16 protein-coding genes are annotated in these 24,092 nt (G+C 46.5%); 7 read left to right on the top strand and 9 right to left on the bottom strand.

Features of this window, described 5'->3' with window-relative positions; all coding sequences use genetic code 11:
- Positions 1–398: 398 nt before the first annotated feature.
- Positions 399–2,816: a Lon protease family protein gene (locus OX890_RS08020; RefSeq protein ID WP_268650391.1), complete on the top strand. Its 2,418-nt coding sequence runs from the start codon at positions 399–401 to the stop codon at positions 2,814–2,816.
- 74 nt (positions 2,817–2,890) lie between these two features.
- On the opposite strand, the gene OX890_RS08015 is transcribed toward OX890_RS08020, so the two are convergent.
- Positions 2,891–3,958 carry an alkene reductase gene (locus tag OX890_RS08015; protein WP_011846198.1) on the bottom strand — a complete coding sequence of 356 codons (1,068 nt, stop codon included), beginning with the start codon at positions 3,956–3,958 and terminating at the stop codon, positions 2,891–2,893.
- A 133-nt stretch (positions 3,959–4,091) separates the two neighbouring features.
- Between OX890_RS08015 and OX890_RS08010 the strand changes: the two genes are divergently transcribed.
- The gene (locus OX890_RS08010) at positions 4,092–4,673 is read left to right on the top strand and encodes a TetR/AcrR family transcriptional regulator (RefSeq protein WP_126491426.1); all 582 of its coding nucleotides are present in this window, start codon (positions 4,092–4,094) and stop codon (positions 4,671–4,673) included.
- Positions 4,674–5,050: 377 nt separating this feature from the next.
- On the opposite strand, the gene OX890_RS08005 is transcribed toward OX890_RS08010, so the two are convergent.
- Both OX890_RS08005 and OX890_RS08000 read right to left on the bottom strand, forming a co-directional pair.
- A complete protein-coding gene (locus OX890_RS08005) occupies positions 5,051–5,275 on the bottom strand; it encodes a TIGR02922 family protein (protein WP_006080825.1) in 225 nt (74 codons plus the stop codon).
- A 333-nt stretch (positions 5,276–5,608) separates the two neighbouring features.
- Positions 5,609–7,177 (bottom strand): methyl-accepting chemotaxis protein, encoded by a 1,569-nt coding sequence (locus tag OX890_RS08000; protein ID WP_259578001.1) that lies wholly within the window; start codon positions 7,175–7,177, stop codon positions 5,609–5,611.
- Positions 7,178–7,596: 419 nt separating this feature from the next.
- Between OX890_RS08000 and OX890_RS07995 the strand changes: the two genes are divergently transcribed.
- Positions 7,597–8,319 (top strand): YebC/PmpR family DNA-binding transcriptional regulator, encoded by a 723-nt coding sequence (locus tag OX890_RS07995; RefSeq protein ID WP_006085103.1) that lies wholly within the window; start codon positions 7,597–7,599, stop codon positions 8,317–8,319.
- Between the two features lie 63 nt (positions 8,320–8,382).
- On the opposite strand, the gene OX890_RS07990 is transcribed toward OX890_RS07995, so the two are convergent.
- Both OX890_RS07990 and OX890_RS07985 read right to left on the bottom strand, forming a co-directional pair.
- Positions 8,383–10,059 (bottom strand): carotenoid oxygenase family protein, encoded by a 1,677-nt coding sequence (locus tag OX890_RS07990; RefSeq protein WP_268650390.1) that lies wholly within the window; start codon positions 10,057–10,059, stop codon positions 8,383–8,385.
- A gap of 14 nt (positions 10,060–10,073) precedes the next feature.
- Complete coding sequence (locus OX890_RS07985; protein WP_268650389.1) at positions 10,074–10,532, bottom strand: DUF2141 domain-containing protein; 459 nt, start codon at positions 10,530–10,532, stop codon at positions 10,074–10,076.
- Between the two features lie 234 nt (positions 10,533–10,766).
- Between OX890_RS07985 and OX890_RS07980 the strand changes: the two genes are divergently transcribed.
- From OX890_RS07980 to OX890_RS07970, 3 genes are all read left to right on the top strand, one after another.
- A complete protein-coding gene (locus tag OX890_RS07980) occupies positions 10,767–11,915 on the top strand; it encodes a sensor histidine kinase (RefSeq protein ID WP_126491422.1) in 1,149 nt (382 codons plus the stop codon).
- A 29-nt stretch (positions 11,916–11,944) separates the two neighbouring features.
- Positions 11,945–12,595, top strand: a complete 651-nt coding sequence (locus tag OX890_RS07975; protein WP_126491421.1) for a response regulator transcription factor — start codon at positions 11,945–11,947, stop codon at positions 12,593–12,595.
- A gap of 95 nt (positions 12,596–12,690) precedes the next feature.
- Positions 12,691–13,215, top strand: a complete 525-nt coding sequence (locus OX890_RS07970) for a DUF6622 family protein (protein WP_011846191.1) — start codon at positions 12,691–12,693, stop codon at positions 13,213–13,215.
- A gap of 91 nt (positions 13,216–13,306) precedes the next feature.
- On the opposite strand, the gene hpf is transcribed toward OX890_RS07970, so the two are convergent.
- The 4 genes from hpf to OX890_RS07950 all read right to left on the bottom strand — a co-directional run bounded on the left by hpf (position 13,307) and on the right by OX890_RS07950 (position 23,228).
- Positions 13,307–13,663 carry a ribosome hibernation-promoting factor, HPF/YfiA family gene (hpf, locus tag OX890_RS07965; protein WP_006085098.1) on the bottom strand — a complete coding sequence of 119 codons (357 nt, stop codon included), beginning with the start codon at positions 13,661–13,663 and terminating at the stop codon, positions 13,307–13,309.
- Between the two features lie 248 nt (positions 13,664–13,911).
- Positions 13,912–15,480, bottom strand: a complete 1,569-nt coding sequence (locus OX890_RS07960) for a methyl-accepting chemotaxis protein (protein ID WP_126491419.1) — start codon at positions 15,478–15,480, stop codon at positions 13,912–13,914.
- A 352-nt stretch (positions 15,481–15,832) separates the two neighbouring features.
- Positions 15,833–20,155: an alpha-1,6-glucosidase domain-containing protein gene (locus OX890_RS07955; RefSeq protein ID WP_126491418.1), complete on the bottom strand. Its 4,323-nt coding sequence runs from the start codon at positions 20,153–20,155 to the stop codon at positions 15,833–15,835.
- 106 nt (positions 20,156–20,261) lie between these two features.
- The gene (locus OX890_RS07950) at positions 20,262–23,228 is read right to left on the bottom strand and encodes a TonB-dependent receptor (RefSeq protein ID WP_126491417.1); all 2,967 of its coding nucleotides are present in this window, start codon (positions 23,226–23,228) and stop codon (positions 20,262–20,264) included.
- Positions 23,229–23,707: 479 nt separating this feature from the next.
- On the opposite strand from OX890_RS07950, the gene OX890_RS07945 reads away from it, so the two are divergent.
- Positions 23,708–24,091, top strand: coding sequence for a DUF3649 domain-containing protein (locus OX890_RS07945; protein ID WP_006085094.1), 384 nt, complete (start codon positions 23,708–23,710; stop codon positions 24,089–24,091).
- Position 24,092: the final 1 nt, after the last annotated feature.

Here is a 24,092-nt window from a genome sequence, read left to right as displayed (position 1 = left end):
ATCAATCCACTACATCTTAATTGGCGCGAGTCTTAGATCGCAAACCGTCCTCATCATAACCACCTTTTAAGGCTGGAGAGGTCAAACCATCAAGGTTAGAGGGATGTTTCTAGCCGACTCTTTCTAGACTACTTAACGTGTCCTTACACAGTTAAGCACTGCTGACATAGACTTTGCTACTTTAGCACAAAATTTTCGAGTCAGTATTGGGATAAGTTTATTGCGTAACAATTAGTTAGACTTAACCGATTAAGCCTGACCGCAGTGCTACAGCACTTTGTGAGCAGCAGATAACTATCCCTAAAGGCATAAATCAGCAATAACAGAGTTTCGATTGACAAAAATGCTATCTTATTGTCTACAATGGAAATAATAAGGCTGAAAAACCAAGGATATTTATGCCCACTGACGTCGTATCAAGCCAAGCAATCCCACTCAACAGTCAACAACTGTATCGCATTTGCGAACTCGACCAATTAAGCACAGATTGCCAGTCCACAGCCGAGCTCACTCCACTTGATGATATTGTCGGCCAAGAACGTGCCCAGCAAGCGGTAGAGTTTGCGATGGGGATTAAAGAAAAGGGTTATAACATCTACGCCATCGGCCAGAACGGCCTTGGCAAACGCACTATGATGCTGCGTTATTTAAGCCGCCATGAGCCAAGCGATCATACGCTGTACGACTGGTGTTACGTGGTTAATTTCGATGATACCCGTTGCCCTAAAGTGCTCAAACTTAGCGCGGGTACTGGGCTTGAATTCAAAAAAGCCGTCGAAAAATTAATGCTAAAACTTGTCAAAGCTTTGCCTTTAGCCTTTGATAATGAAATGTATTATGCCCGCACCGAAAAGCTCAAAAGCCAGCTATCACAGAAACAAGAAGTCGCACTCACAGAATTAACCGAAGAAGCAAAACAAAAAGGCATCAGCCTCAGCTTGACTATGCAGGGCGACTATCAAATGTTAGCCCTCAATGGTGAAGAGCCCCACGACGAAGCCTCATTCGAAGCCTTGACCGATGCTGAGCGCAGCCAATTTGAAAGCAATATCAATGGCCTAGAAGTGAAGCTGCGCGGAATTATTCGCCAAATCACAGAATGGGAAGAAGAATTTAGCGACAAGCAGCAAGAGCATGACGAGCAAGTCGCCAAAGAAGTGTTAATCCATTTTATTAAGCCACTTAAAGATAAGTTCAAGCATCAGCCAGAAGCGCGCACTTTCTTAACCGGTATGCAGGCGGATATCTTAGATAATCTGGATATTTTCTTAGAAGAAAGCGAAGAACAATTGGGCCTAGCCTACGCTTCCCTAGAAAAGAAAATGCCCCGTCGCTACCAAGTTAACGTTTTGGTCGGCCAAGGCACTCAAAAATTCCCCATAGTCGTCGAAGAAAGCCCGAGTTATCACAGCCTATTTGGCTATGTGGAGAACGCCACATTTAGAGGCACAGTGTTCACCGACTTCTCGCTTATCCGTCCCGGCAGCCTGCACAAGGCGAATGGCGGCGTGTTATTGATGGATGCCGTTAAAGTATTAGAGCGCCCTTATGTGTGGGACGGACTAAAGCGCGCCCTGCGTTCACGCAAACTGGATTTAAGCTCACTCGAACGGGAAGTGTCTCTATCGGGTACGATTTCCTTGGCGCCCGAGCCTATCCCCTTAGATGTGAAAATTATTCTTTTTGGCGATCATGAAACCTATCAGCTGCTGCAGCACTATGATCCTGACTTTAGCGAGCTATTTCGCGTTACCGCCGATTTTGAAGATGTGATGGACAGAACCGCCGCCTCTGAGGCGCACTATGCCCGCTTTATTTCGAGCATAGTCCACGACAACAACATGCTGCACTGCGATCGCGCCGCAATAGCGCGCATCATCGAATACAGCTCGCGGGAAGCCGAAGATCAGCAAAAACTGTCGCTACACTCGGCCAATATTGCCAACCTACTGCGGGAATCAAACTACTGCGCTAAATCGGCAGGCAGTCAGCAAATTTTAGTGCCGCACGTTGAGCAAGCACTGCGAAATCAAGAACAAAGAGTCTCGCGTCTGCATGACAACATAATGCAGAGCTTTACCAACGACACCACCTTGATCAGCACTCAGGGCAAAGTGGTTGGGCAAATCAATGCCTTATCCGTCATTTCGACCTCAGATCATCAGTTTGGTATGCCCAATCGCATCACAGCAACCACAGCCTTTGGTAAAGGTGAAGTGATGGATATCGAACACAGAGTCAAACTAGGGGGGCGAATTCACTCTAAGGGCGTGTTGATCTTAACCGCTTATTTAGCCTCAGTGTTAGGTAAAACAGCGCAAATCCCGCTCACCACTTACCTCACCTTCGAGCAATCTTACAGCGGCGTGGACGGCGATAGCGCCTCAATGGCCGAATGTTGCGCCATTATCTCGGCCATTAGCGAGCAAGCACTAAGGCAAGATATTGCCATCACAGGTTCGATGAACCAGTTTGGTGAGGCTCAGCCCATTGGCGGTGTGAATGAGAAGATTGAAGGCTTCTTTGATGTCTGCAAAATTAAAGGCCGTACGTCAGATCAAGGGGTGATTATTCCTGCTTCGAACATGGCTAACCTTATGCTACGTAAAGACATTGTCGATGCAGTGGCGCAAGGTGAGTTCCACATTTGGGCCATTACCCATGTGACTCAAGCCATGGAGTTGCTGCTTGGTAAAACCGCAGGCAGTTTGTCGCAAACGGCCACGCCTAGCCAAGGACAATATTCTCCCGAGAGCATTTTCGGCATCGCCCAGCAAAAGCTCACCGCACTTAGATCTTTAGTTAAAGCGGATTAAATAAAAACGCGAGAAAGACAAACAAAAAGGGTTAGCCAATGCTAACCCTTTCTTTATTCAGCTATTAAGTGAAATTACACTAAGCTTGCTAGCATTTCGTCGCTGTAAGGTACAAGTTCAACGCCATCACGCACGCGAGCAACATAGTCAGGGTTAGCAATGAATGGACGACCGATAGCAATCAAATCGAACTTATTCGCTGCAATCGCTTCACTGGCAGTTTCAGCGCTGTAGCTTCCAACTCCCACTAAGGTTTTGCCATAGTGTGCGCGCACATAGCTTGAAGCTCTGCCGCCAAGATAGTCGAATTCCATACTGTCATCGAAAATCCCAATATGCACAAAGGCGATATCGCGTGACTCTAGTTCCGGCAAGAAGTAATCAAACACTTCGCGGTCACGGCTATCTGCCGCCATATTGAAATAAGCCCCAGGTGAAATCCGCAGACCAGTTCTGTCTTTGCCGATACGAGCCACAACAGCGTCGACAACTTCAAGCGCAAAGCGGGACATATTGGCAGGAGTGCCACCGTATTCATCGGTGCGGCGATTGCTGTCATGATGTAAGAAAGTATCAATTAAATAACCATTTGCACCGTGGATTTCAACGCCATCAAAGCCAGCTTCAATGGCATTTTCCGCCGCTTTGGCGTAATCACGCACTAGGCCTTGAATATCCTCGAGTGTGGCAGGTTTTGGCGTGACATAAGTTAGCTCACGCATTCTTGGCACGCTGCCTTCAATCTTCTGTGCTGATGCCGCAAGTACATCGCCACCACCGAAAAAGTGTGGATGAGCAACACGGCCCGTATGCCATAACTGCACAAAAATCTTACCGCCATTGGCATGTACTGCATCGGTCACTTTGCGCCAGCCAGCAATTTGCGCTTGAGTAAAAATACCTGGGGTATTTGGATAACCTTGGGCATCGGGACGAATAATGGTCGCCTCTGTGATGATCAAACCCGCTTCGGCGCGGCGTGCATAATAGGCAACCATATCATCGGTTGGCACTAAGTCGGCATCGGCCATACAACGGGTCAAAGGTGCCATTAAGAAACGATTGTTTAAGGTAATAGTGTCATTAAGCGAGTAGGTTTCGAACAGATTTGCCAAGGAATTTGGCGTGGTTTGTGTGGTCATTTTCTCAGTCCCATTCTTGAATATGCATTCAAGATATTATTATTTGAACGATCATTCAAGTTAATTTTTGAATGTGCGTTCAAAATTAGGTAGAATTCGGCCTAAGCGTTTCTATACAAGTGAATTAAATTCGATGCGTAATGCAGAGTTCGACCGAGAACAGGTACTTCGCGGCGCGATGGCCGCCTTCATGCACAAGGGTTACACCAAAACGAGCATGCAAGATCTAACTCAAGCCACGGGATTACATCCGGGGTCGATTTACTGCGCTTTTACCAATAAACGCGGATTACTAATCGCGGCCATTGAGCAATATCAACTCGACAGAAATGCGCAGTTCAACAGCATGTTCGCTAAAAGCGAAAATGTACTAACGAACTTAAAAACTTATTTAGATCATATTGTTGCCGAATGCCTAAGTTGTGATAGCGCCCAAGCTTGTTTATTGACGAAGGCATTAAATGAAGTGGCTGAGCAAGATGTTGAGATTAGAGATATCATCAATCAGTATCTGCAATCTTGGCAGCAAGCGCTAACGCAGCAATTTATCAGCGCAGCCGAGCAAGGACTGCTAGAAGGTCATCGCAGCGACGAGCAAAGAGCCCAATATTTTATGATGGGAATTTATGGTTTAAGAACCTTCGCTCACACCCATCCAAATGCCGAAACCCTACAGCATCTTGCCGATCGATTACTAACTGAAGTCTGCCATTAAAGGCGTTTTAATTTGTTCAATGGCGAATATCTGGGCGACTAAATCGATAGTGGCTAATGAATGCAGATGTATGGCTGGTAATCGCTCAGATATTGTTGAATGTCGAGTTATTGAGAGTCAAATTATTGGGTGTGATGCTATGGAAGGTGATGTTATTCAAGTCGATATAAGCGTCACTATCTCCTTGAATTCAAGCCGATAAAGGCAGTAAATACGTTCTGTACATTATTAAATAAGATTAAAAGAAGTATTGCAGAGAAAGTCGAGACGATAATTCAACAAGGCGATTATGCGTCCCAAAGGTGAGTATTTTTTGAAATATTAATCTATTGAATGTTAATTTTTTAATTATAACATTTTGAAATTATAAGCTAATTTCAACCTATATTAGCCTGAGCAAATACCCGCTCGCCCAATGAGTTCAGTATCTTACATTCACCTTCAAGTACGGCAATGATCGATTTTCCCTTACGAAAACTTGCCGGTATCATCACACGCCCCGCTTCACTCACAGGCAAATTAGCTAGCACAGAATTGTGCATAATTAAGCCTACGGGCGCGTCATAATATAAAACAGTAACAGTCGCTTGATTTGCTTGCATCACATTTAACTCACATTAAGCAGCGTCTGCTGCGTTATATTTACGTCGCAAGAGAGCTCCCTGTCCTCTACATCTTAAAATATCCCCGAAGATATTTTAACCATTTTTAAATCAACTAATTAAGGTCTTATTCAAATTTTATATTTTTATTATGGCGTACAGAACTGTATCAAACTGTGCACCTTGAGCTATTTAAGCACTTCAGCAAAAAGATGCCAATCTATTTCTATTATGTTAATCAATTACCCACCACGGATCACAAGTACAACACATGACAAGGTGCGTTTTTATGCATTTTTTAGAGTAAATAACCTAAATTTGATTATCTATTATTTACTTAGCCTTAAATCCCACCCTAAATCCGCCCCAATGTTTACCATTCACAAAAATGGGCACAGACAAGTCGTGCATCACTTCGCCCGTATCCCGTTTGTAGGTTTGCAGTAATACAGGTTCTGTATGGGCGCCGCAGCGGATCCCTGTCGGATCATTAAACAGGCGTTTGGTTCGATTATGCACCATATCGACTTCGACCTTGCCCGTCAGCGCTTGGCTAAAGCGTTTATTATGGGTCGGAAAATAACCTTTTTTATCAACGGCTCCCGCATAAATAATTTCGCTGTGTTTTGCCAGAATGGGTTCTTGAATCGTTGGAAAATGCTGATCGGTATAACGATCGAAAGCTGTGCTGTATTTCTGTGGCTGAGTATTGGCAATCGGTTGATATTTAGGATTAAACAAATCCGCCTCGCTAAAACTGCCACTGGCTAAACCTTGTGCCAACTTGTCACCACAGGCTTTAGCGGCCACATTGGCCAATTGCAAAACCTGTTGATCGAAGGTTTGTGTATCCCATTTAGACAGCGCTTTAAAAATGCCCTCGGTAGTCAAGGATAGAGTAAAGGCCTGCTCAGATACGCTATGACTCTGTTTACCCGTCGAATTTAACGAATCACGTATTTGAGTCACAGAGCGGCTAATGTCGTTAGTGGTGTTGTTATATTGTTTGAGGGAATCTTCCATATCACCTAACGCATGGGCCGATTGAGTCACAGAGGCCGAAATCTCAGTGAAGTGCGCGTCTAACTCGCCCATAGCCGCGACCACATCGGCGGTTTGCGTTACGACCCTTTCCATCAGCCCAGAGGTTTTATCGGTTTCGCTGCGGATTTCTAATAACATCTTGCCGATATCTTGGGTCGCACCTGCGGTTTTACCCGCAAGGCTGCGTACTTCGTCTGCGACGACCGCAAAACCTCGGCCCTGCTCTCCCGCACGAGCCGCTTCAATGGCCGCATTTAACGCCAACAAATTCGTTTGCTCGGCAACGGAGTTAATCACTTCGGTAATTTTTTGGATTTCTTCGGCTCGCGACTTAAGCGCCTGTACTTGCTCGGCGGCGGTATCAATATCCGTACTCAGCGAGCGAATTGCCGCCACACCTTTTTGAGCTTGGCTGCGCCCCTGCACGCTAACGCGCTCGGCCTCTTGTGCCTGACCTAAAATATCGGCGGCATTATCGCCAAGTTGGGCCGTGGTATGACTCAATTGCCCCGCAGCAACCGCAATGGCACTGGCATGCTCGCCATTTGATTCAATTGATTTATTGAGTAAATCAATAAAATGCGACACTTCAGCCGAACCGATAGCAATTTTACTGGTTTGCACACTGATATCATGGGCGGGAAGGCTTTGATCTTTTAATGCCTTAGCATTTGCCTCATCGGTGTCGAGCTTAGCCTTAGTTGCGCGCAAACACACCCACACCACTAAGCCAGAGGTGATTGCACCCAAGATCAGCGCCTGTACAATGCTCGGAAGATGCAGCCCCGCAAGCAATAAACTCCCCAGAGTGACCAGCGTGAAACTGATGAAAATTAAAACTTTGTGCTGTATTTCCATATACTTCCCGTAACTGAGCAAGGTAAAAATGAAAGGGAAATGCTAAGAGTCGAATCATTCGCCCTCGTTCAGCTGCAATCAATTACAGCTGACTAAGAAGGCCTAACTATGATAGCGCTCAAGATTTATAGTTTTAGTCTATTTCTCTGAATAAGCTAGATAATTTATCCAGCTAGATAAACAAAGTAGCAGTTAACTATCATCAACAGTCTCACGAGCGTATGGCATTAGACATTAGTATTAATTTCGCGTGATTTAGTCTTAGTCCATTCTCAAGATAACCTCGCCTGAAAAAGCCAACTTTGCCCTGAAATGCGTGCCCCGTCGCCTTCTCGGTAATAAATCCCACATGGACGACTGCACTTATGCCAAGAAAACTGCTAATATCGGCGCAATTTTTTTGAGCTAACGAGATCAAGATGGGCAGAGCATATCAAAACAAGAAAGAATCCATGGCGAAAACAGCCGGTCAAAAAACCCGCATTTATTCACGCTACGGTAAAGAGATTTACGTTGTCGCTAAACAAGGCGGCGTTGAGCCAGATGGAAACTTATCACTGCGTCGCTTGATTGAACGCGCTAAAAAAGACCAAGTGCCTGCGCATGTTATTGAACGCGCAATTGAAAAAGCCAAAGGCGGCGGCGGTGAAGATTACGATACCGCCCGTTATGAAGGTTTTGGTCCTGGCAACTGCATGGTCATTGTTGACTGCCTAACCGATAACGTAAAACGTACCTTCACCGAAGTGCGTCAAGCCTTCGTGAAAAACGATGCCAAACTCGGTGGCCCAGGTACAGTTGGCCACATGTTTGATCATCAAGCCGTGTTCGTGTTTGCCGGTGATGACGAAGATGCGATTTTAGAACTGCTGATGATGGCTGACGTTGATGTGAGCGATGTAGAGCTGGAAGATGGCTTAATCACAGTTTACGCGCCGCACACTGAATACTTTAAAGTTAAAACTGCACTGACCGAAGCAATGCCAGAAGTTAACTTCGAATTCGATAACATTACCTTCGTACCGCAGGACATGACTAAGGTTGAAGGTGAAGATGTGGCCATGTTTGAAAAGTTTATCGCCGCTTTAGAAGATTGTGACGACGTACAAAACGTCTATCACAATGCGGAAATTGAAGACTAAACACTGCTTTCGCCTGAAATAAAACGCAGCCCTTGGCTGCGTTTTTTGTTTATAGGTCATATATTAAGCGTTAATGAAACAACCGTGAAATCCTAACGGCAATACCCTGTCCATCTGAGCCGAAGCGATGGGGCCCGCACTGATGTCACTGGCACGAAACAAAGACAAACCAGACAGTGCATTGTGGTAATCGAGCCAAGTCATCAACAAATAGGCTTCATGCTGCTCAGTGGCGGGGATATAGAGCGGCTCTTCGGCAATCTTGCCTTTGCCAAGATAAAACGCGCTATAGCTCGCGTCGCCAAGTGTATCCACACCGTGCTTGCTGCTGTCTTTTGCATTATGAATACAATACAGAGTATTACTCAGTCCTGATTCAGATTCAGATTCAGATTCGGCTTCATAGTTAAAGTTAGAACCAGAACTAGCAGCAGAATCTGATCTTGCTCCAACGCCAAATAACGGGACAAATTCCGAAGCCACGCCCGTTTTCTCTGCAAGCTTTTCGGCATTGCTCGTTTGCTGTGCAGACTCTTTGTTACTCATAGTGTGCTGCGCAAACTGGGGAAACTCCATCATCACGCCGCTGCGGTTAATTCGTGCAGAGGAAGATAATGTCCCCGCAAACTGCTTTTTGCTAGCTGCTGTTAGTGGTGCTGTGAGCGGTACTGTAATTGTCACTAACTCGGCATGGGGTGTTTTTGTTTTACGGGCGCCCGTCAGTAACCCCTTCATCCCTTGAGTTAAAATTGCCGAATTAGGATAGAGGCAAAGCTGGACTGACAGTTCGCCATTCTTCTCAATGGCTTGACCAAAGTGAAACACAAATCCTGCGGGCAGTTGGTGTAACTGGCGCGCTTTAAAGTCGGCTTTGTCGATAACCAGTAATTGCGATGGCAATTCGGGTCGCCATTTAAAAGCATCGATATAAGTTTCGCCCTCTTCATACACGCAGGATGAAATATAAAACACTAGCTTATTCTCACTCTGCGCAAAGGCATGTAAATAACTCGCCTGTTGTAATTCAATCACTTCCATTCTGGCAATGCTGTCATCGGCTGCCACTTGATACACAAGTAATTGCTTCTCGCCGCCGACATACCAGACGCCAAAATTCCACAGTCCACCTTGTCCATCATCGAGTGGATGGGCGGAAAAGGGTAGGCCCTTAAACTTGTCGCCAAAGCTTTTAACACCGAGCGTAGTTAAGGTCTGCGCATCGAGTCGATAGGGTGAACCCGCTTCCCACAAAGCGAGCAACTCGCCGTGGCGCGGTAATAAACTGGTGTTAGCCACATTCAAGTCATCGTTATTGCGAATGGGTAAAGCATTGGGGATCACTGTGCCTGCGGTGGTGTACTTAAACGCGCCAGCGGCCTCCTCCACTTTAAACTTCTTTGTTTGGATAAACTTAGCCTGATGCTGAACTTGCCCATTGGCCATACTAAACTGCTGCACCATGCCATCGCCATCGAACCAATGTTGATATGCCTTACCTGCCCGAGACATTTTCGCTGGCCCATTACGATATAGATTGCCGCTCAATTGCGCTGGCCATTCGCCCGAAACCTGCATAGTGAGCGGCTGATAGTCGCCTTCAGCCCCATTAAAACCTATGGCCCATGGCTCACGGGCGACCGCTTGTGCGTTATCCAGCGCCAGTAATTTATCCACTGAACTCGCCCAAACAGCGGTCGTCATTAGGGCGGCTGAGCCTGCTAGAAATTGACGTCTATCCATGGTGCAGCCCTCCCTTAGCGAATATGTATCGTGATTTGCGCATCGGCTTGCAAACTAAAGCTGGCGTCTTTAAAGCTCGCAGGTCCAAAACTGCCAGCGTTATTGCTAAAACCATAGCCTTCACTCGGCACACCTAACATATTGGTATCTAAGCTGTGATTACCGTTTTCATCGTGAAAGACCTTGACCGCATATTGACCATCGGCTAGATCGCTAAATACCAGCTTATGCTCTGTCTTAGTGACGGGCTTTATCATAGAAGCGCTAGGATTGTGGCCTGCGGCGTAATCCTCGGCATTGGCATAAAGCTCAACCATTAAGGCGCCGGTTTGTACTTGAATATTATCGATATCCACAGTCAGGGTATGCGCCTGGATCTCTGCGGACATGGTTCCTGCCGATACACTTCCTGCCGACAAGAGCAAGCAAGCTAAGCCTGCGCCCCAAATCGCTGATAACGTCCTTTTGGTCATATTTGCTCGGCGAATCTGAGTTGTTGTCATCGTTAAGTTCACGTGTTTCATGTCTTACTCCTGTTATTTGCGCTGATAAGTAACTGCGATGGAGTTAGCTTAAAAAATCACAGGACTAAAAACAGGTGCCAAAAGTCATGAAACAAGAATTTAACAAGATGACTTTTGGCATAGTGACATCTGGCACTGATACCTTAGAATGGTCGGCAGAATTGGATTAAGGAATCGTCATTCGTGCTAGAAAATCGATTAGAAAAAGAAGAGAACATGTTAATTGCCGCAGGAGTGCTCACTTGGGCATTAGTGGCTTGGGTTGGGATAAACCAAGCCGCATTACATACATGGCAAGGCATGCTCAATGCCACGCTTTATGGGCTGTATTTAGTGCAATTTATACTGATAGCTACCGATAAAGTTGCGCATAACAATATTCTGTTTCGTCGCCTTGCCACACTAGCAATGCCGTTGATCGTGTTGAGCTTATTGCTCACGGTAAACCATGCATTGCTGCCGATCCTCTTCGTTATTTGGGCATCACTATTGCCTGAGTTTTTTAATCGCCGCCAAGCCATTTCGCAGTTACTGTTAGCCAACATGGTTTATTACGTGCTGCTGCAATGGCATTTGCATGAACAAAGCAATATGTTCAATATTTTGATCTATCTTGGCTTTCAATTCTTTGCCTACAGCAGCAGCCAAGCAAGGCTTTCCGAGCGTAAATCACGCTTGATACAAGAACAGCTAAACCAACAGCTTATCGCCACCCGAGCCTTACTTAGTCAAGCCAGCGAACAGCAAGAAAGATTGCGGATCTCCCGCGATTTGCACGACATTCTCGGCCACCAGCTCACAGCACTCTCTCTGCAATTAGAAGTACTGAGCCATAAAGCACCCGAAGACCTCAAACCTCAAGTTAACCAAAGTAAATCCTTAGCCAAAGAGTTACTTGAAAGTATTCGAGCCGTCGTCAGGGCTCAAAGAGTGCAAGTGGGATTGGATTTAGTCCCACCTTTAGAGGCGCTGATGACCCGCTTACCCAGCGTCAATCTTACCTGCAAGACGATGAAACCACTGCAATCAGCCGAACTGACTCAAGCCCTGCTATTAGTCCTGCAAGAAGGCATCAGCAACGCCGTGCGCCACGGCAAGGCGAATCAACTGCAACTGAGCATGGAAGACTCCCAAAACGCACTGGTATTGCAACTGAGCGACAACGGCGTGGGGCTAACACGGGGAGCCGCGCGAAACGCATCTGCTAAAAGCGGCACAGGGCTTAGCGGCATGCAGGAAAGACTGCAGCCCTTTAATGGCAAGGTACAGCTAAGGGCGAATGACTCGGCGCCCGGCTGCCAACTCACCCTCACCCTCCCAGCACTCGCTTAACTTTTTATTGAAAACTCTTTGGAATCGCTATGGATACGCAAAACAACATCATCAGTGTCGGCTTAGTAGAAGATCAACAATTGGTTCGCCAAGGTATCGCTAGCCTGCTCGCCATTTCCGACAACATTCGCGTGTTATGGCAGGCCGAAGACGGCCAAGATGCACTCAGCCAACTCGCCAATAATCCTGTCGATGTGCTGCTCAGTGATATTCGCATGCCAAATCTTGATGGCATCGCCATGCTCAAACAGATACGTCAGAGTGCCAATCGCTTACCTGTCATCATGTTAACCACCTTCGACGACAGTGAGTTATTCCTCAATAGTTTACAGGCGGGAGCAAACGGCTTTTTACTCAAGGACGTGTCACTCGACAAGTTACTGCACGCCATCGAAACCGTCGCCAAAGGCGGCTACTTGATAGAGCCTTCGGTACTCAAACAGATGAGTGAGCCTAAACCTGCACCTAGCGTTGGGGTAACTAGAAATGAATTATTGTCGGAACGGGAGCGGGAAATCCTCAGTTTTATGGCGGGCGGATTCTCCAACAAGGAAATCGCCAATGCGGTATTTTTAGCCGAGGGCACAGTGAAAAATCATGTCTCTAACATACTCACTAAACTCGATTGCCGAGACCGCACCCAAGCTGTACTCAAGGGCTTACAACTGGCATTGATCTAACCCAATAGCATTCAGAGTGACGACAGCAAAGCCCGTGCTCAACGGCCGCAATCAATCTTACCCAAACTGCATGAATTCATAGGAAAGGAACACTAATGCAAAATCTTACTAATGCCATCGGCACGATAGTCAGCCACACGCCAATGTGGGTCTTTGCTTTACTCGCAGGACTGATTTATTTAGGGCTGAGCCAGACAAAGAATCGTCAACTCAGCTTAGGCCGCATATTACTGATGCCAGCAGTGATGACGATATGGTCTGTGATATCACTCAATTCGAGCCTACATAGCCCATTAGCGCTTATGCTATGGGGAGTCAGTTTACTACTGACGGTGGGTTTAGCTTGGTCTCTGCTGCCTAAAACGCCTGTCAGTTACCAAGCGGGTCTGTACCATATCAAAGGCAGTTGGCTGCCGCTGCTGCTGATTTTAGGGATTTTTATCATTAAATATGCCGTGGCTTACACACTCGCGACACAGGCAAATATCTTAGAAAACCACCTTTTCATCGCCATCACTAGCGCTACCTATGGCCTGCTCAGTGGCATCTTTATCCTAAGGGCTGTTCGCATACTCACTGGCGCGCATCATGCTCAAATTAACGGCTATTCGGCGCACTAGTGCGCTAACACTTACTCAAATTGCAGCCAACAAAAAGGGCCAGTTAAGGCCCTTTTTGTACTCATCTAAGGCGATGAGTAATGGCTAAAACCTAACGAAGCTCCATCTCTTGGATAATCTCATGGGCAATGGCTGGCGTTGTGCAGCTCGGGGTTTCATGTAAATCTGCTTTTAGCTGACCTTTACGGTGCTTAAGTGCTGCATCTAATTTTTTCGATGCGGCCTTGATAGCTGGGTACATAACCTCATCGGTACCCGAAGCGGAAATGCGGCTGCCTTCATAATTGGTACGAAGTTCAACCTGATACTCGCCATGCTCTTTCGCAATAATGATGTCCAGCGCGATCAGAGAGGGGAAATGGGTGGCGATTTTTGCAAACTTTTCGTTAACATGTTCTCTAATAGAATCAGTAACATCGACGTGGTGACCAGAAATATTTATTTTCATAGGTTGTCCCTTTTAATGTCATTACTTTTATTTTCGCTTCACTAATAGAGCTTGGGGCATGCAGGATAAAACACAAGGGGAATTGGCAAATATTTCGATCAACTCAGGTATTAGCATCTCCTAAATGTGACCGCCATCAAGAAGTTGAAAATAAAACCGCCAGAAAAATGCGATTAAGTGATTGATTTATAAACAGGCATTAATAATAAATCAATCACAAAATCCAATACGACATAAGGTAAATACGCTTAATATTTACGTTGCACGCTCTGCTGCCAAAACTGCTGGGACAGATGATGCGTTTTGGTCGATAAACGCGACACTTGATCGCCCCGCGCCGCCGCATCGAGCGTCTGCTCTAAACTCTGTTGAGCCAAATCGCTGATCACATGGATGGCACGGCTAATTTCAGCGGCCACAGAAGTCTGCTGGGTCATCGCCGCGGCATTATCATCACTTAAGGAGTTAATCCTTGTTATGGATGAAAGCAGCTCGCCAAAAGCGACACTGGCTTCCTGCGCTAAGCCTACCGAACGTTTAACCTGCTCTTGTCCCGCCACCATAGTCGAAGTCGCCCTTTGGGTGCTTTCCCTAAAACGGCTAACGATTAACTCGATTTGCGAGGTGGATTGGCTAGTACGACTCGATAACTGTCTGACCTCATCGGCCACCACGGCAAAACCGCGACCACTATCCCCTGCCCGCGCCGCTTCTATAGCCGCATTTAAAGCCAGCAAGTTGGTTTGGTCAGCGATGGCACGTATCACTTCAAGCACTTGATGAATTGCACGGCTATCTTCTTCAATCGTTTGAACCACATCGGAAAAGTGGCTCACTTGCACACTCAACTGATGTATCGCCTCTATCACTGTTTCTAAACGTGAATGACCGCGTTGCGCCGCCTCATGGCTCGACACCATTTCAGAAGCAGTACGATGAATGTTGCCCGTCACTTCGGCAAAACTGGCGCTCATCTGCTCCATCGCCGTTGCAGCCTGCGTTGTTTGTTCGCTCTGACTATCGGCATGTTCCCAAGTGTTGGTAATGGTTTGTTTAAGGCTGACACTCTGAGATTGGATTTCACTGGCCGAATCCGCCATACGGCCGACAACGCCACCAATTTCGGTGATCAAAAAGCGCAGGGCGAGGTCCAATTTACCAATCTCATCTTGGCGGCCGGTATACACGCCCGTCGCCACAGGATCGTCAATAATGTTTGTTGCCATAGACACGAGCTTTTGCAGCGGCTGCATCAGGAAATACCATGCTAGACACGCTACCGTCATCCCCGCAATCGCAGCAACAATGGGAGAATAACTGGCAATCATTGCCGTAGTCATAATCGACATCAGCATGGCCAGCAGTATCTTGCCACTGAAACCTAACCTGTCTTTGCGCAATACCTTAGGTTGCTTACCCTGATTAATATCGCTGTAAATACTCTCGGCGGCTTTGATCTGCTCTGGAGTGGCTTGGCGGCGAACAGATTGATATTCGTGAATTTTACCGTCTTCATACACAGGGGCGACATAGGCATTTACCCAGTAATAACCGCCATTTTTAGTGCGATTTTTAACGATCCCCATCCAAGGTTTACCCTGCTTAATTCGCTCCCAAAGGATCTTAAACGCAGCCGCTGGCATATCTTGATGACGCACTATGTTATGGGGATTCCCTTGCAACTCAGCAGCGCTAAACTCGCTGATCTGCGAAAAAGTCTGATTCACATATTTGATGTTTCCCTTCAAATCCGTCGTGGATAGTAAAATCGCATTATCTGACAGGTGTGTTTCACCATTCTTAGAATTTTTATGCATAGGGTTATCAGGCTAGGTCTCGGTAAAAAAGATAACGAGCATTCTGCCAAAACCTCAGTACATCAAAATTGATAAAGCTCACATTGGCAGCATAAAAATTAACCTAACGCTAAACAAGCAGTAACCACTAGACACACCTAAGCAAATAAAAACAAACAATTGTGACAAAGCCAGCAAGTCAGAAAATCCATATCTTGTTTCGCTCACAGTTTTAAGCCTTGCCTCTGTATCGGCTAAATATTTGTAACCCTCCAGTTCAGGGGAATAAAAAAAACACCTTAAGTTCGCACTTAAGGTGGTTTTAAATTCACAGCGAATCCATGGTGAGTTAACCGCGGCTCGCTGCGTTAGCCTAATTAACTTGAGTCACAGTTAAGGTTGGCGATTTAGGATCGGGGCCCGTCACAGTAAAGCGATAAGTTGCATCCACTGGCGCATTAAAATGCATATTTGCCCCCTTTGAAGCCAAGACTTTTAACCCATCAAGCGTCACAGCCTCATCCCCCACCACAGCACCAAAATCGACACTAGACCAATCTGATGAAGCAATTTTGAACTCGTTATCACCTGCGATTAACGCGATATCGACACTGTAAACCGAAGCGCCTTGATAGGCTAACGTGTCCACTGTGCCCCAGCCATTCATGCCGCCACGAATGTAAACCGTGTTCGCACCAAACATCGCCGTTTTATACACGCTGAGTTTAGGTTCATTACGATTTGACGCATCAAACACAAAGCTGTAGGTATCATCGCTGTCGAAGGTGATGCTCATATTGCCGCCTTTGACCGCCAGCAATTTCTCTTGATTGAGCACGACGACACCATCGGCCTCACCGGTACCATAATCTACGGTAGACCAATCACTGGACGCGAGTTTAAAGCCTTTAGTACCTGCCGTGATGGCGAGATCAACGCGATATATCCCACCGCCCATATACTTGACTTCGTTATCAGTCCCCCAACCATTCATATCACCACGCAGATACACTGGCGTTCCTACAAATGGCTCTTCGTTATAAACGCTTAATACGGGATGGTCCTTATCCGATGCATCAAGGGAGAACACATAGGTTGCCGTTATCCCCGCGGAAAAATGCAAATTCCCGCCCTTCGCTGCTAGCGCTTCGGCCACGCCTTCATCAACTTGCGCGACATCAGCACTTATGGCACCAAAATCAACGGTATTCCAGTCTGCCGAGGCAATTTTGAAATCATAGTCACCGGCATTCAGTTTGATGGCAATACGGTATTCGCCAGCGCCGACGTAGGCGAATTTATCGACCTCACCCCAGCCATTCATGCCGCCACGGACAAATACATCGGTACTGCCATAGGGCACAACATCGGGTGCACCAACGGTGGCATTTGCCGAGAGACCCACGCCCTGCGCACCGCTTTGTTTTTTAACAAACACAGCCGTGCTGTAGGCCGGAACCGTAAATGTGCCTTCATTCGCACCCTCACTAAAGCTTGCGCCGCGGATTTTGGCATCAACAGAGTTTGCTTGTACTTCGTGTAAGCTAAAGCCTGCTGCAGTCGGCACTGTGTGAGACTGTTCAGCTGCGCTGCCGTTGATCATCACGACGATGGCATCGACTGCCGGGTCGAGATCGCTAAGACCAACGCCGTCGTCCAGACTCATTACGATGACACCCTGTTGCTGACGCTTACCGACGTTATGGAATCCCACACGCTCAATAATGGTCTGCTCATCGGTCAGGCGGAATAATGGGCTCTGATGGCGGATACGTAAAAACTCGTTAAATACCCCCGAGGCCAATTCGATATCCGACATGGAAGCCGCCGCATTTGGGTTAGCAGAAATACCCGAAATCTGCGTCCATTTGCTGCTGTTATCCTGCGCGAGTGGTAAACCTACATTCCAGTTATTGGTGTTGTAGGTAAAGTCGACATAGTTAAACCAGTCACCCGAGTCATAACTGTTTCTGTCCATCGATTTTGAGCGCAGTAAATCACCGCCCATTTGCAGGAACGGCACCCCTTGGCTCAAGAGTGGAATACTGGCGGCCATGTTTTGGACTCGCACACGATTTTCAATACTCAAACCAATGGCATGTTTATATTGCAGGATATCCCACAGGGTTTCGTTATCGTGCTTAGAAACATAGTTAATACTGTCGGCAGGATCGAGAGCGTAAGCACTCGGTTGTGAGTTCCAGCTAAAGCTACTGCCCTTAGCCGAATTGCCATTAAAGTCTTTGAGTACATAGTTTTGTAAGTTACCCGCCAATGATAAGCGTAGGGTATCTTGATCCCGCAGGTAGTCATCCTTTGCTTCAGTCGCAAACAATGCGCCACCACGCACCGCCTCGCGTATTCTGTCATTAAAGGTGCCCACTTCGGAGCCTGCCATATTGGCTTGTGTTGCCTGTTCGAATAAACGATTATCGGCAACTTCACCAAAGTTCCATCCTTCACCGTAGAAGTAAGTGTCTGGATCGACGGCCTGAACAGCGGTTCTCGCATCGAGAATACCTTGCTTAGGCATGTGCCCCATCACATCAAAACGGAAGCCGTCATAGCCATATTCTTTGGCAAGCAAAACTAAAGAATCAGTGACGAGTTTGCCCATCATTCGATGTTCAGTGGCGGTATTTTCACAACAGGTTGACTGTTCCATCGCGCCAGATACAGGGTCATATCTGTGGTAATAACCAGGAACGACCTTATCAAGCACAGCGTTAGCATTCACGCCAGAAGCGCTCGTGTGGTTATACACAACATCCAATACGACTCTGAGGCCAATATTATGCAAGGCTTGGTTCATTTCGCGCAGTTCAAGCACTCGCGCCGTACCATCAGCCACTGTGGCATAACTGCCTTCAGGTGCAAAAAAATGCTGCGGATCGTAACCCCAGTTAAAGCCATCTAAACCACGCATAGCATCCACTAATGCCTGCGCATCACTTGAGCCGGGTAAGCTATTCGCCAGAATACTCTCTATAGTTGCTGACTTGTTTTGGGTTTTACAAGCATCGGCCGCATCATTGATTTTGCTGCATAACTTGGCCAATGTGTCGGTCATTTCGATGCGTTCACTGGCATTTTCATTGACTGTTGCCATATCGGTGGCGGGCAACACATGGAAATGAGTTAAGCCATTATCAACCAGCTTTTTAAGATGTTCGACTGGCGCAGAGCCTTGCTCGGTAAAGGCCAAATATTTACCACGATGGGCGGCACTTGTACTCTGATCTCGAATACTAAAGTCTCGAATATGCCCCTCGTAGATCACCGCATCTTCTGGGTGAGCAATCGCAGCAACGGTTTGGTTATCCCAGCCGTCAGGTTTAAGGTCCGCATCATCCAAATTAATGAACTGGCTGAAACGACCGTTACTCGACACATTTAAAGAATAAGGGTCAGTGCTTTCTAACGACTCAAGTTTTTTAGTCGTTGGATGGTACACATTGAGCACATAACGATAATAGAGGCGATTAAGGCTAGCATCACCGCGATAGGACCAGATACCAGTGAGGCTATCTAAGGTCATATTCTCAGTGCTTTTAAGTGTTTTATTGGCATCATAGACTTTCAGTTTTACGTCTTGGGCCGTCGGTGCCCACACTGAAGCAATAATGTTCGCCCCATCGTAAACCACACCGAGCGTAGCCTCATCAGCATCTTGGTCGCCCTGTGTGTAAAGATCATCAAGCACCTTAGCCGCTTGCACATAGGTTGCGCCAACAGGTTTGTCATCGGCATCGTAAGCGACTAATACTAATTGATCTTTTGCAATGGCTTTGGCTTCATCCGCAGTAAAATTAGCAGTATAAGCAGGCCAATCTGCCAGCACTGGCGATAACGCTTTTTGTGCATCGCTTAAGGTCGCGGGCGTTAAGGTCACTTGAGTGCCACTGATCACATTATTATCATCGGCGGCGATATCAGCCTTAGCTGAATAATGCAATTTCACGCTTGTCACCCCCTGTGGATCTTGATTCCACACAAAGGTATTGCGATCTAACCAGTGGGCACTCATACCTGAAATAGAGAAACCTGTCTCTAGAATCGGATACTCATACACATCCGACTCACCGTGAATGGTGAAATTCACGCGAACATAGGTCGCATCGTCCTGTACCAGGGACATGGTTAAGTTGTTTTTACCTAAGGCTTTACCCGCATCATCCGTACCGGCATGCACAATAAAGTTGCCGCAGGCACCATAACCTTCCTTCAGATTAAGGATCCAATAGGCGCCATAATTAGGGTCAATACCATCGAAGGGATGGCCGTTGCTCCAGTCGCTGGTATCAAAAGGAGCGGCATAGGCATCACACTTTTCATCGTTCCAAGTATGTAATTTGTACTTAGGATATTCAGCGTTACTCGCCGTATTGTTTTTATCTTTAATGCGATTGTAGTAAAGCACTGCTTGATTGGCTTGCGGGAATACGCTTGGCACGGGTAACGAGGGATCTAAACCGTTTATACAACTCTCGTTTTTAGGATCAGGGAATTTAGGCGCCTTACAACTGATAGGCGTTGGTGCAACGCAGCTTGTGCCCGTGGCATCGGGCACCATAGGCACATCGCAAGTTAATAGCACTTTACCCGGTTCAGATGAATCACTGCCGCCACAGGCCGAGAGTAAGGTCATACTCAGAGCTAAGGCCGACAGTTTAATAAGATTAGAGATACTCAACATGAGTGGTTTCTCCCAATTTGCGAATTAAGACGCCGTGAAGCTAAATGGCGCAACATGTAATGGATTTAGGCTCTGTGCGTTTAAGCACACTAACTGATGCAATGGATTACATGGCATAGGTGAACCCCAAGAAAAATTCGCGGCCAAAGTACTGTAAGGTGCCGGTTTTCTGCTCGGTGCCAAAGTAACTCTTAGTCGGTTCATCTGTGAGGTTATTGACTTGGAACAGTACGTTTAAACCGTCCGTTACTTGGTAGGAGGCTTGATAGTCCATCACGGTTTCGGAATCGAAGTTCACCACTTGATCGTTAATAGCCACCTGTTCAGAGACAAAAGCATCACGGTAACGAGCGCTGATACGGGTTTCAAAGCCCTCATAGCCATAAAACAAGGTGGCACTGAACACATTATTCGATAACCCAGGTAAAGATTGAGTCGCACTATCACCGCCTAGGCTGGTAATGGACTGCACCTCACTCTCGGTATAAGAATAACTGGCATTAAAACCTAAACCGGAAAATAAATCGGGCAAGGAAGCAAACACTTGGGTATAAGCCAACTCTAAACCGCGAATGTATCCACCCTCAGCATTATTCATTGCAGTAGTGTAAGTGCCATTACTTGTTGAGGTTTGCACCCCAGTAACAGGATCGACGATGTAATCCGGCACGTTGAAGCCATTCCCCTTAAAATCGAAATTGGTGATAGCCACAGTATCAATAAAAGAATCAATATTTTTGTAGAATAGCGCTGCGACAAAGGCGCCTTCATCAAAGTATTTCTCGTAGGAAATATCATATTGATCCGCATAGAAAGGTTTTAAATAAGGGTTATTAGTACTGGAACCATTGATGACCCCATCGCTATTAGCCGTGGCGCTCGCATCTCCCGCCAAGCGGTTAATGGGCGGACGCGACATTACTTTAGCGGCAGCTAAACGGATTTGAGAATCTTCAGTGATCTTAAAACTAAGGTTAAGGGACGGTAGATAATCAACATAATCTATCCCTTTAATTTTAGGTGCATAGTAGTTATTTACTATGCCTAAATCATCGACAATGTACTGAGCGCCAAGCTCGGGATGTGCACCGACATTCTCTAAGACAGTTGCAGATTGGTCTGTTTCAACACGGCGTAAACCGAGATTTCCTGTGACTGGAATACCACCAATCTCGGTATCAAAATTAACCATGGCATAAGCCGCAAACACCTTTTCGAACACCTCCCCACTTTGCAATACGGTCCAAGAATAGTTAGTGGTATAGCCCTTAGCATCGAGGACACCATCGGCATTACCCCAGGTTTGTACTGGCTGTGGGATACCCTCAGGAAACCAAGCCGCTAGCGCAGCGTCGAGATCAATGGCGAGATAAGAGGGAAAATAACTGAACTCACCCTGCCAATCGACGACCGAAGCCATATCAGACGTCAGCTTGAGTGGTGGCTCAGCGCTAGAGAAAGCGCCATCATTGCCATATTCAAATACCGAGCGGCGATTGGAGTAATTGCGGTCCGAGTAACGTACACCAAACTCCACTGAGCTAATGTAATCATTCTCAAGGTCGTATTTAAAATCAAGGCGATAAGCCTTTACTGCATCTTCATTCTCATAGGGATAGATACCGTACTTACTCACCATTACTCGATCCAGATCGGTGAAAGCATCGGCTTGATTAAAGCCCACATCGGGCAGATTAAGCCCGTTAAGTTGATAACTAATCGAGACATTATCATCGAAAACTGGGGTGTCGGCATTAGCATCAACGGCAACGTTCGCCCATAGCAGGCCATTCCTGAAGTTGCTTTTGGCTGAGGAGTAGGAAATATCGGCGGCGATATTCAGTCTGTCTGTCACTTGCCAGTCAGCATTTAAACCAAAGCTATTCACTTCATCAAAATCTTGATTATCATCGTTGACAGTCTCAACTCGGGTATAGCTCTTTGAGGTGCGATTAAAGGTTCCGCCAATAACAGAATTGCCATCGAGTACAGGGTTGGCAATTGCAGCGCCTGAACCACCAAACTTAACCCTGAATCCTCGGGCAAACGATTCGCTATCGAAACGTGATAAAAATGCATCGGCCTTGAGCTTAAAATTATCCCTAGGCGCCCACTCAATCGCGCCCATATAACCGTTACGAATTTCAACGCCACCAAGGTGCTGTAGCTCAAAACCCTCGCTGATGTACTCATTCGCAGGGGCATCAATTGGACCGTTGGTATCATTAGCCAGTCCATCAACTTCTTTGCTGTCGTTATAAGCCAAACCGATAAATTGGGTCGCAACACTGGGTTGTTTTAGACGGGCATAACCTAACGCCACGCCTAAGGTATCGTCGAAGAACTTACCCTGATAAGACATACTCAATCTGTGGCCATACTCGTCAGCACCATACACTTCACTAGCTCTGTCGTTGTACATACCACGGGCATTGACCAGAAAACTATGGTCTTTATCGGATTGCAGTGGGCTGACTGTTTGCAGTTCAACTGTGCCTGCAACGCCCCCTTCAATGAGTGAGGCTTTAGGGGATTTGTACACAGCGGCGGATGAAATCAGTTCAGACGGGTATTGATCGAACTCGATACTGCGAGTACCACTCGTCGATACCTGTTCACGGCCATTTAAGGTTGAAAAAACAAAACCGCCAGACATACCACGAATGTTAATTTCCGCCGCTTGTCCACCGGTACGTACCGCTGAAATACCGGGTAAGCGGGTCAGCGCATCCGCCATTGATACATCGGGTAAGGCGCCAAGATCATCTGCCGATAATTGCTCTGAAACTGTGTCGCCGTAACGCTTAGCATCGAGGGAATCAATCAGACTTTTGCTGTAACCTTTAACCTCAATACGTTCGATATTTGCCGCTTCATCGCTGGCTTTTTTGTTGGTTTCGACACTCTTGGTATTCGTGTTGGTATCGTTTTTTATATTGTCGTCTTGAGCTTGTTTGGCCTCCTGTTGAGTTGGCGTAGTCTCTGCTGCAAAGGCTAACTGCGGTGTATACACCACACTAAAGCCTGCTGTCGCGAGAGCCATGGTCAAGACGCTGAGTTTACAATGACGCATTTGGCATTCCCCTATGTCATAACGACTTGTTTTAACCCGATGTTCTATTCACCACATCAATCCAAGAAACATAGGGCAATCAAAGTGTCATACTAACGGTGTAGCGTTTTTCGCCTCAATGGGATGCATACGTATTCATAACTTATCATTCACAATATATTAACCATAAATTTTTAGCCTTTGATTTAAAAGATTTATATTCAAAGCTAAAAAAATACAAAAACACAACCTAGTAACAATCTGCACCTCCGTTAGTCCAAGATCACATATTTACATTCAAATCTAAATGATATCGTTTATCATTTGAATTAACTAAGTTATACTTCTCGCGGTTAGCTATCCCCTGTTAATAGAAATGCATTCACCGTTAAGCCGAGTCTTCTGCCGTTAAACCAGAAAGCTCAAGCACACTTTGCAGAATTAACCGTAACGGATAGCCATAACGGACCCATATTGGCTCGAAATGAGAAGTGGCACTTATGTCTAATACACCCGCGTTTGAAACGTCAACGCAATCATCTGCAGTGCAAACGCGCTCTTTCTCACTGATTTCACGGGGGATTGTGCAAATTGCGCGATGGTTTAAGCAAGAGCAATCGCAGTTTGCCTTCAAAGTCTTTGCCCGCGCGAGCGCCGCACTGCTGGCGGGTTATATTGCGGCAGCTACCTTGGCTTGCCTGCTGACAGTCGTGCTACCAATGCCCCGCTTCGAAAGCACAATAACGGCCAATATGTTGGCTTTTCTGTTTTATGCCATCGCCATTATTTACGCCTTTTGTGTACGTAAAACCTGGCATGCATGGCGAGATCTAGGCCTAGTGAGTTTGTTATGTTTTGGTTTGCTTCAGGTGTGTGGACAGTAAG

Origin of the sequence: Shewanella sp. DAU305, from assembly GCF_026802235.1 — a bacterium.
GTDB classification, from domain to species: domain Bacteria; phylum Pseudomonadota; class Gammaproteobacteria; order Enterobacterales; family Shewanellaceae; genus Shewanella; species Shewanella baltica.
The sequence above is the reverse complement of the archived record's forward strand: the minus strand, read 5'-3'. Positions and strand labels throughout refer to the sequence as shown.

Coding starts and splice junctions, on each gene's coding strand:
- OX890_RS08020 (WP_268650391.1), top strand. CDS start 399: ATGCCCACTGACGTCGTATCAAGCCAAGCAATCCCACTCAACAGTCAA.
- OX890_RS08015 (WP_011846198.1), bottom strand. CDS start 3,958: ATGACCACACAAACCACGCCAAATTCCTTGGCAAATCTGTTCGAAACC.
- OX890_RS08010 (WP_126491426.1), top strand. CDS start 4,092: ATGCGTAATGCAGAGTTCGACCGAGAACAGGTACTTCGCGGCGCGATG.
- OX890_RS08005 (WP_006080825.1), bottom strand. CDS start 5,275: ATGCAAGCAAATCAAGCGACTGTTACTGTTTTATATTATGACGCGCCC.
- OX890_RS08000 (WP_259578001.1), bottom strand. CDS start 7,177: ATGGAAATACAGCACAAAGTTTTAATTTTCATCAGTTTCACGCTGGTC.
- OX890_RS07995 (WP_006085103.1), top strand. CDS start 7,597: ATGGGCAGAGCATATCAAAACAAGAAAGAATCCATGGCGAAAACAGCC.
- OX890_RS07990 (WP_268650390.1), bottom strand. CDS start 10,059: ATGGATAGACGTCAATTTCTAGCAGGCTCAGCCGCCCTAATGACGACC.
- OX890_RS07985 (WP_268650389.1), bottom strand. CDS start 10,532: ATGACCAAAAGGACGTTATCAGCGATTTGGGGCGCAGGCTTAGCTTGC.
- OX890_RS07975 (WP_126491421.1), top strand. CDS start 11,945: ATGGATACGCAAAACAACATCATCAGTGTCGGCTTAGTAGAAGATCAA.
- OX890_RS07970 (WP_011846191.1), top strand. CDS start 12,691: ATGCAAAATCTTACTAATGCCATCGGCACGATAGTCAGCCACACGCCA.
- hpf (WP_006085098.1), bottom strand. CDS start 13,663: ATGAAAATAAATATTTCTGGTCACCACGTCGATGTTACTGATTCTATT.
- OX890_RS07960 (WP_126491419.1), bottom strand. CDS start 15,480: ATGCATAAAAATTCTAAGAATGGTGAAACACACCTGTCAGATAATGCG.
- OX890_RS07955 (WP_126491418.1), bottom strand. CDS start 20,155: ATGTTGAGTATCTCTAATCTTATTAAACTGTCGGCCTTAGCTCTGAGT.
- OX890_RS07950 (WP_126491417.1), bottom strand. CDS start 23,228: ATGCGTCATTGTAAACTCAGCGTCTTGACCATGGCTCTCGCGACAGCA.
- OX890_RS07945 (WP_006085094.1), top strand. CDS start 23,708: ATGTCTAATACACCCGCGTTTGAAACGTCAACGCAATCATCTGCAGTG.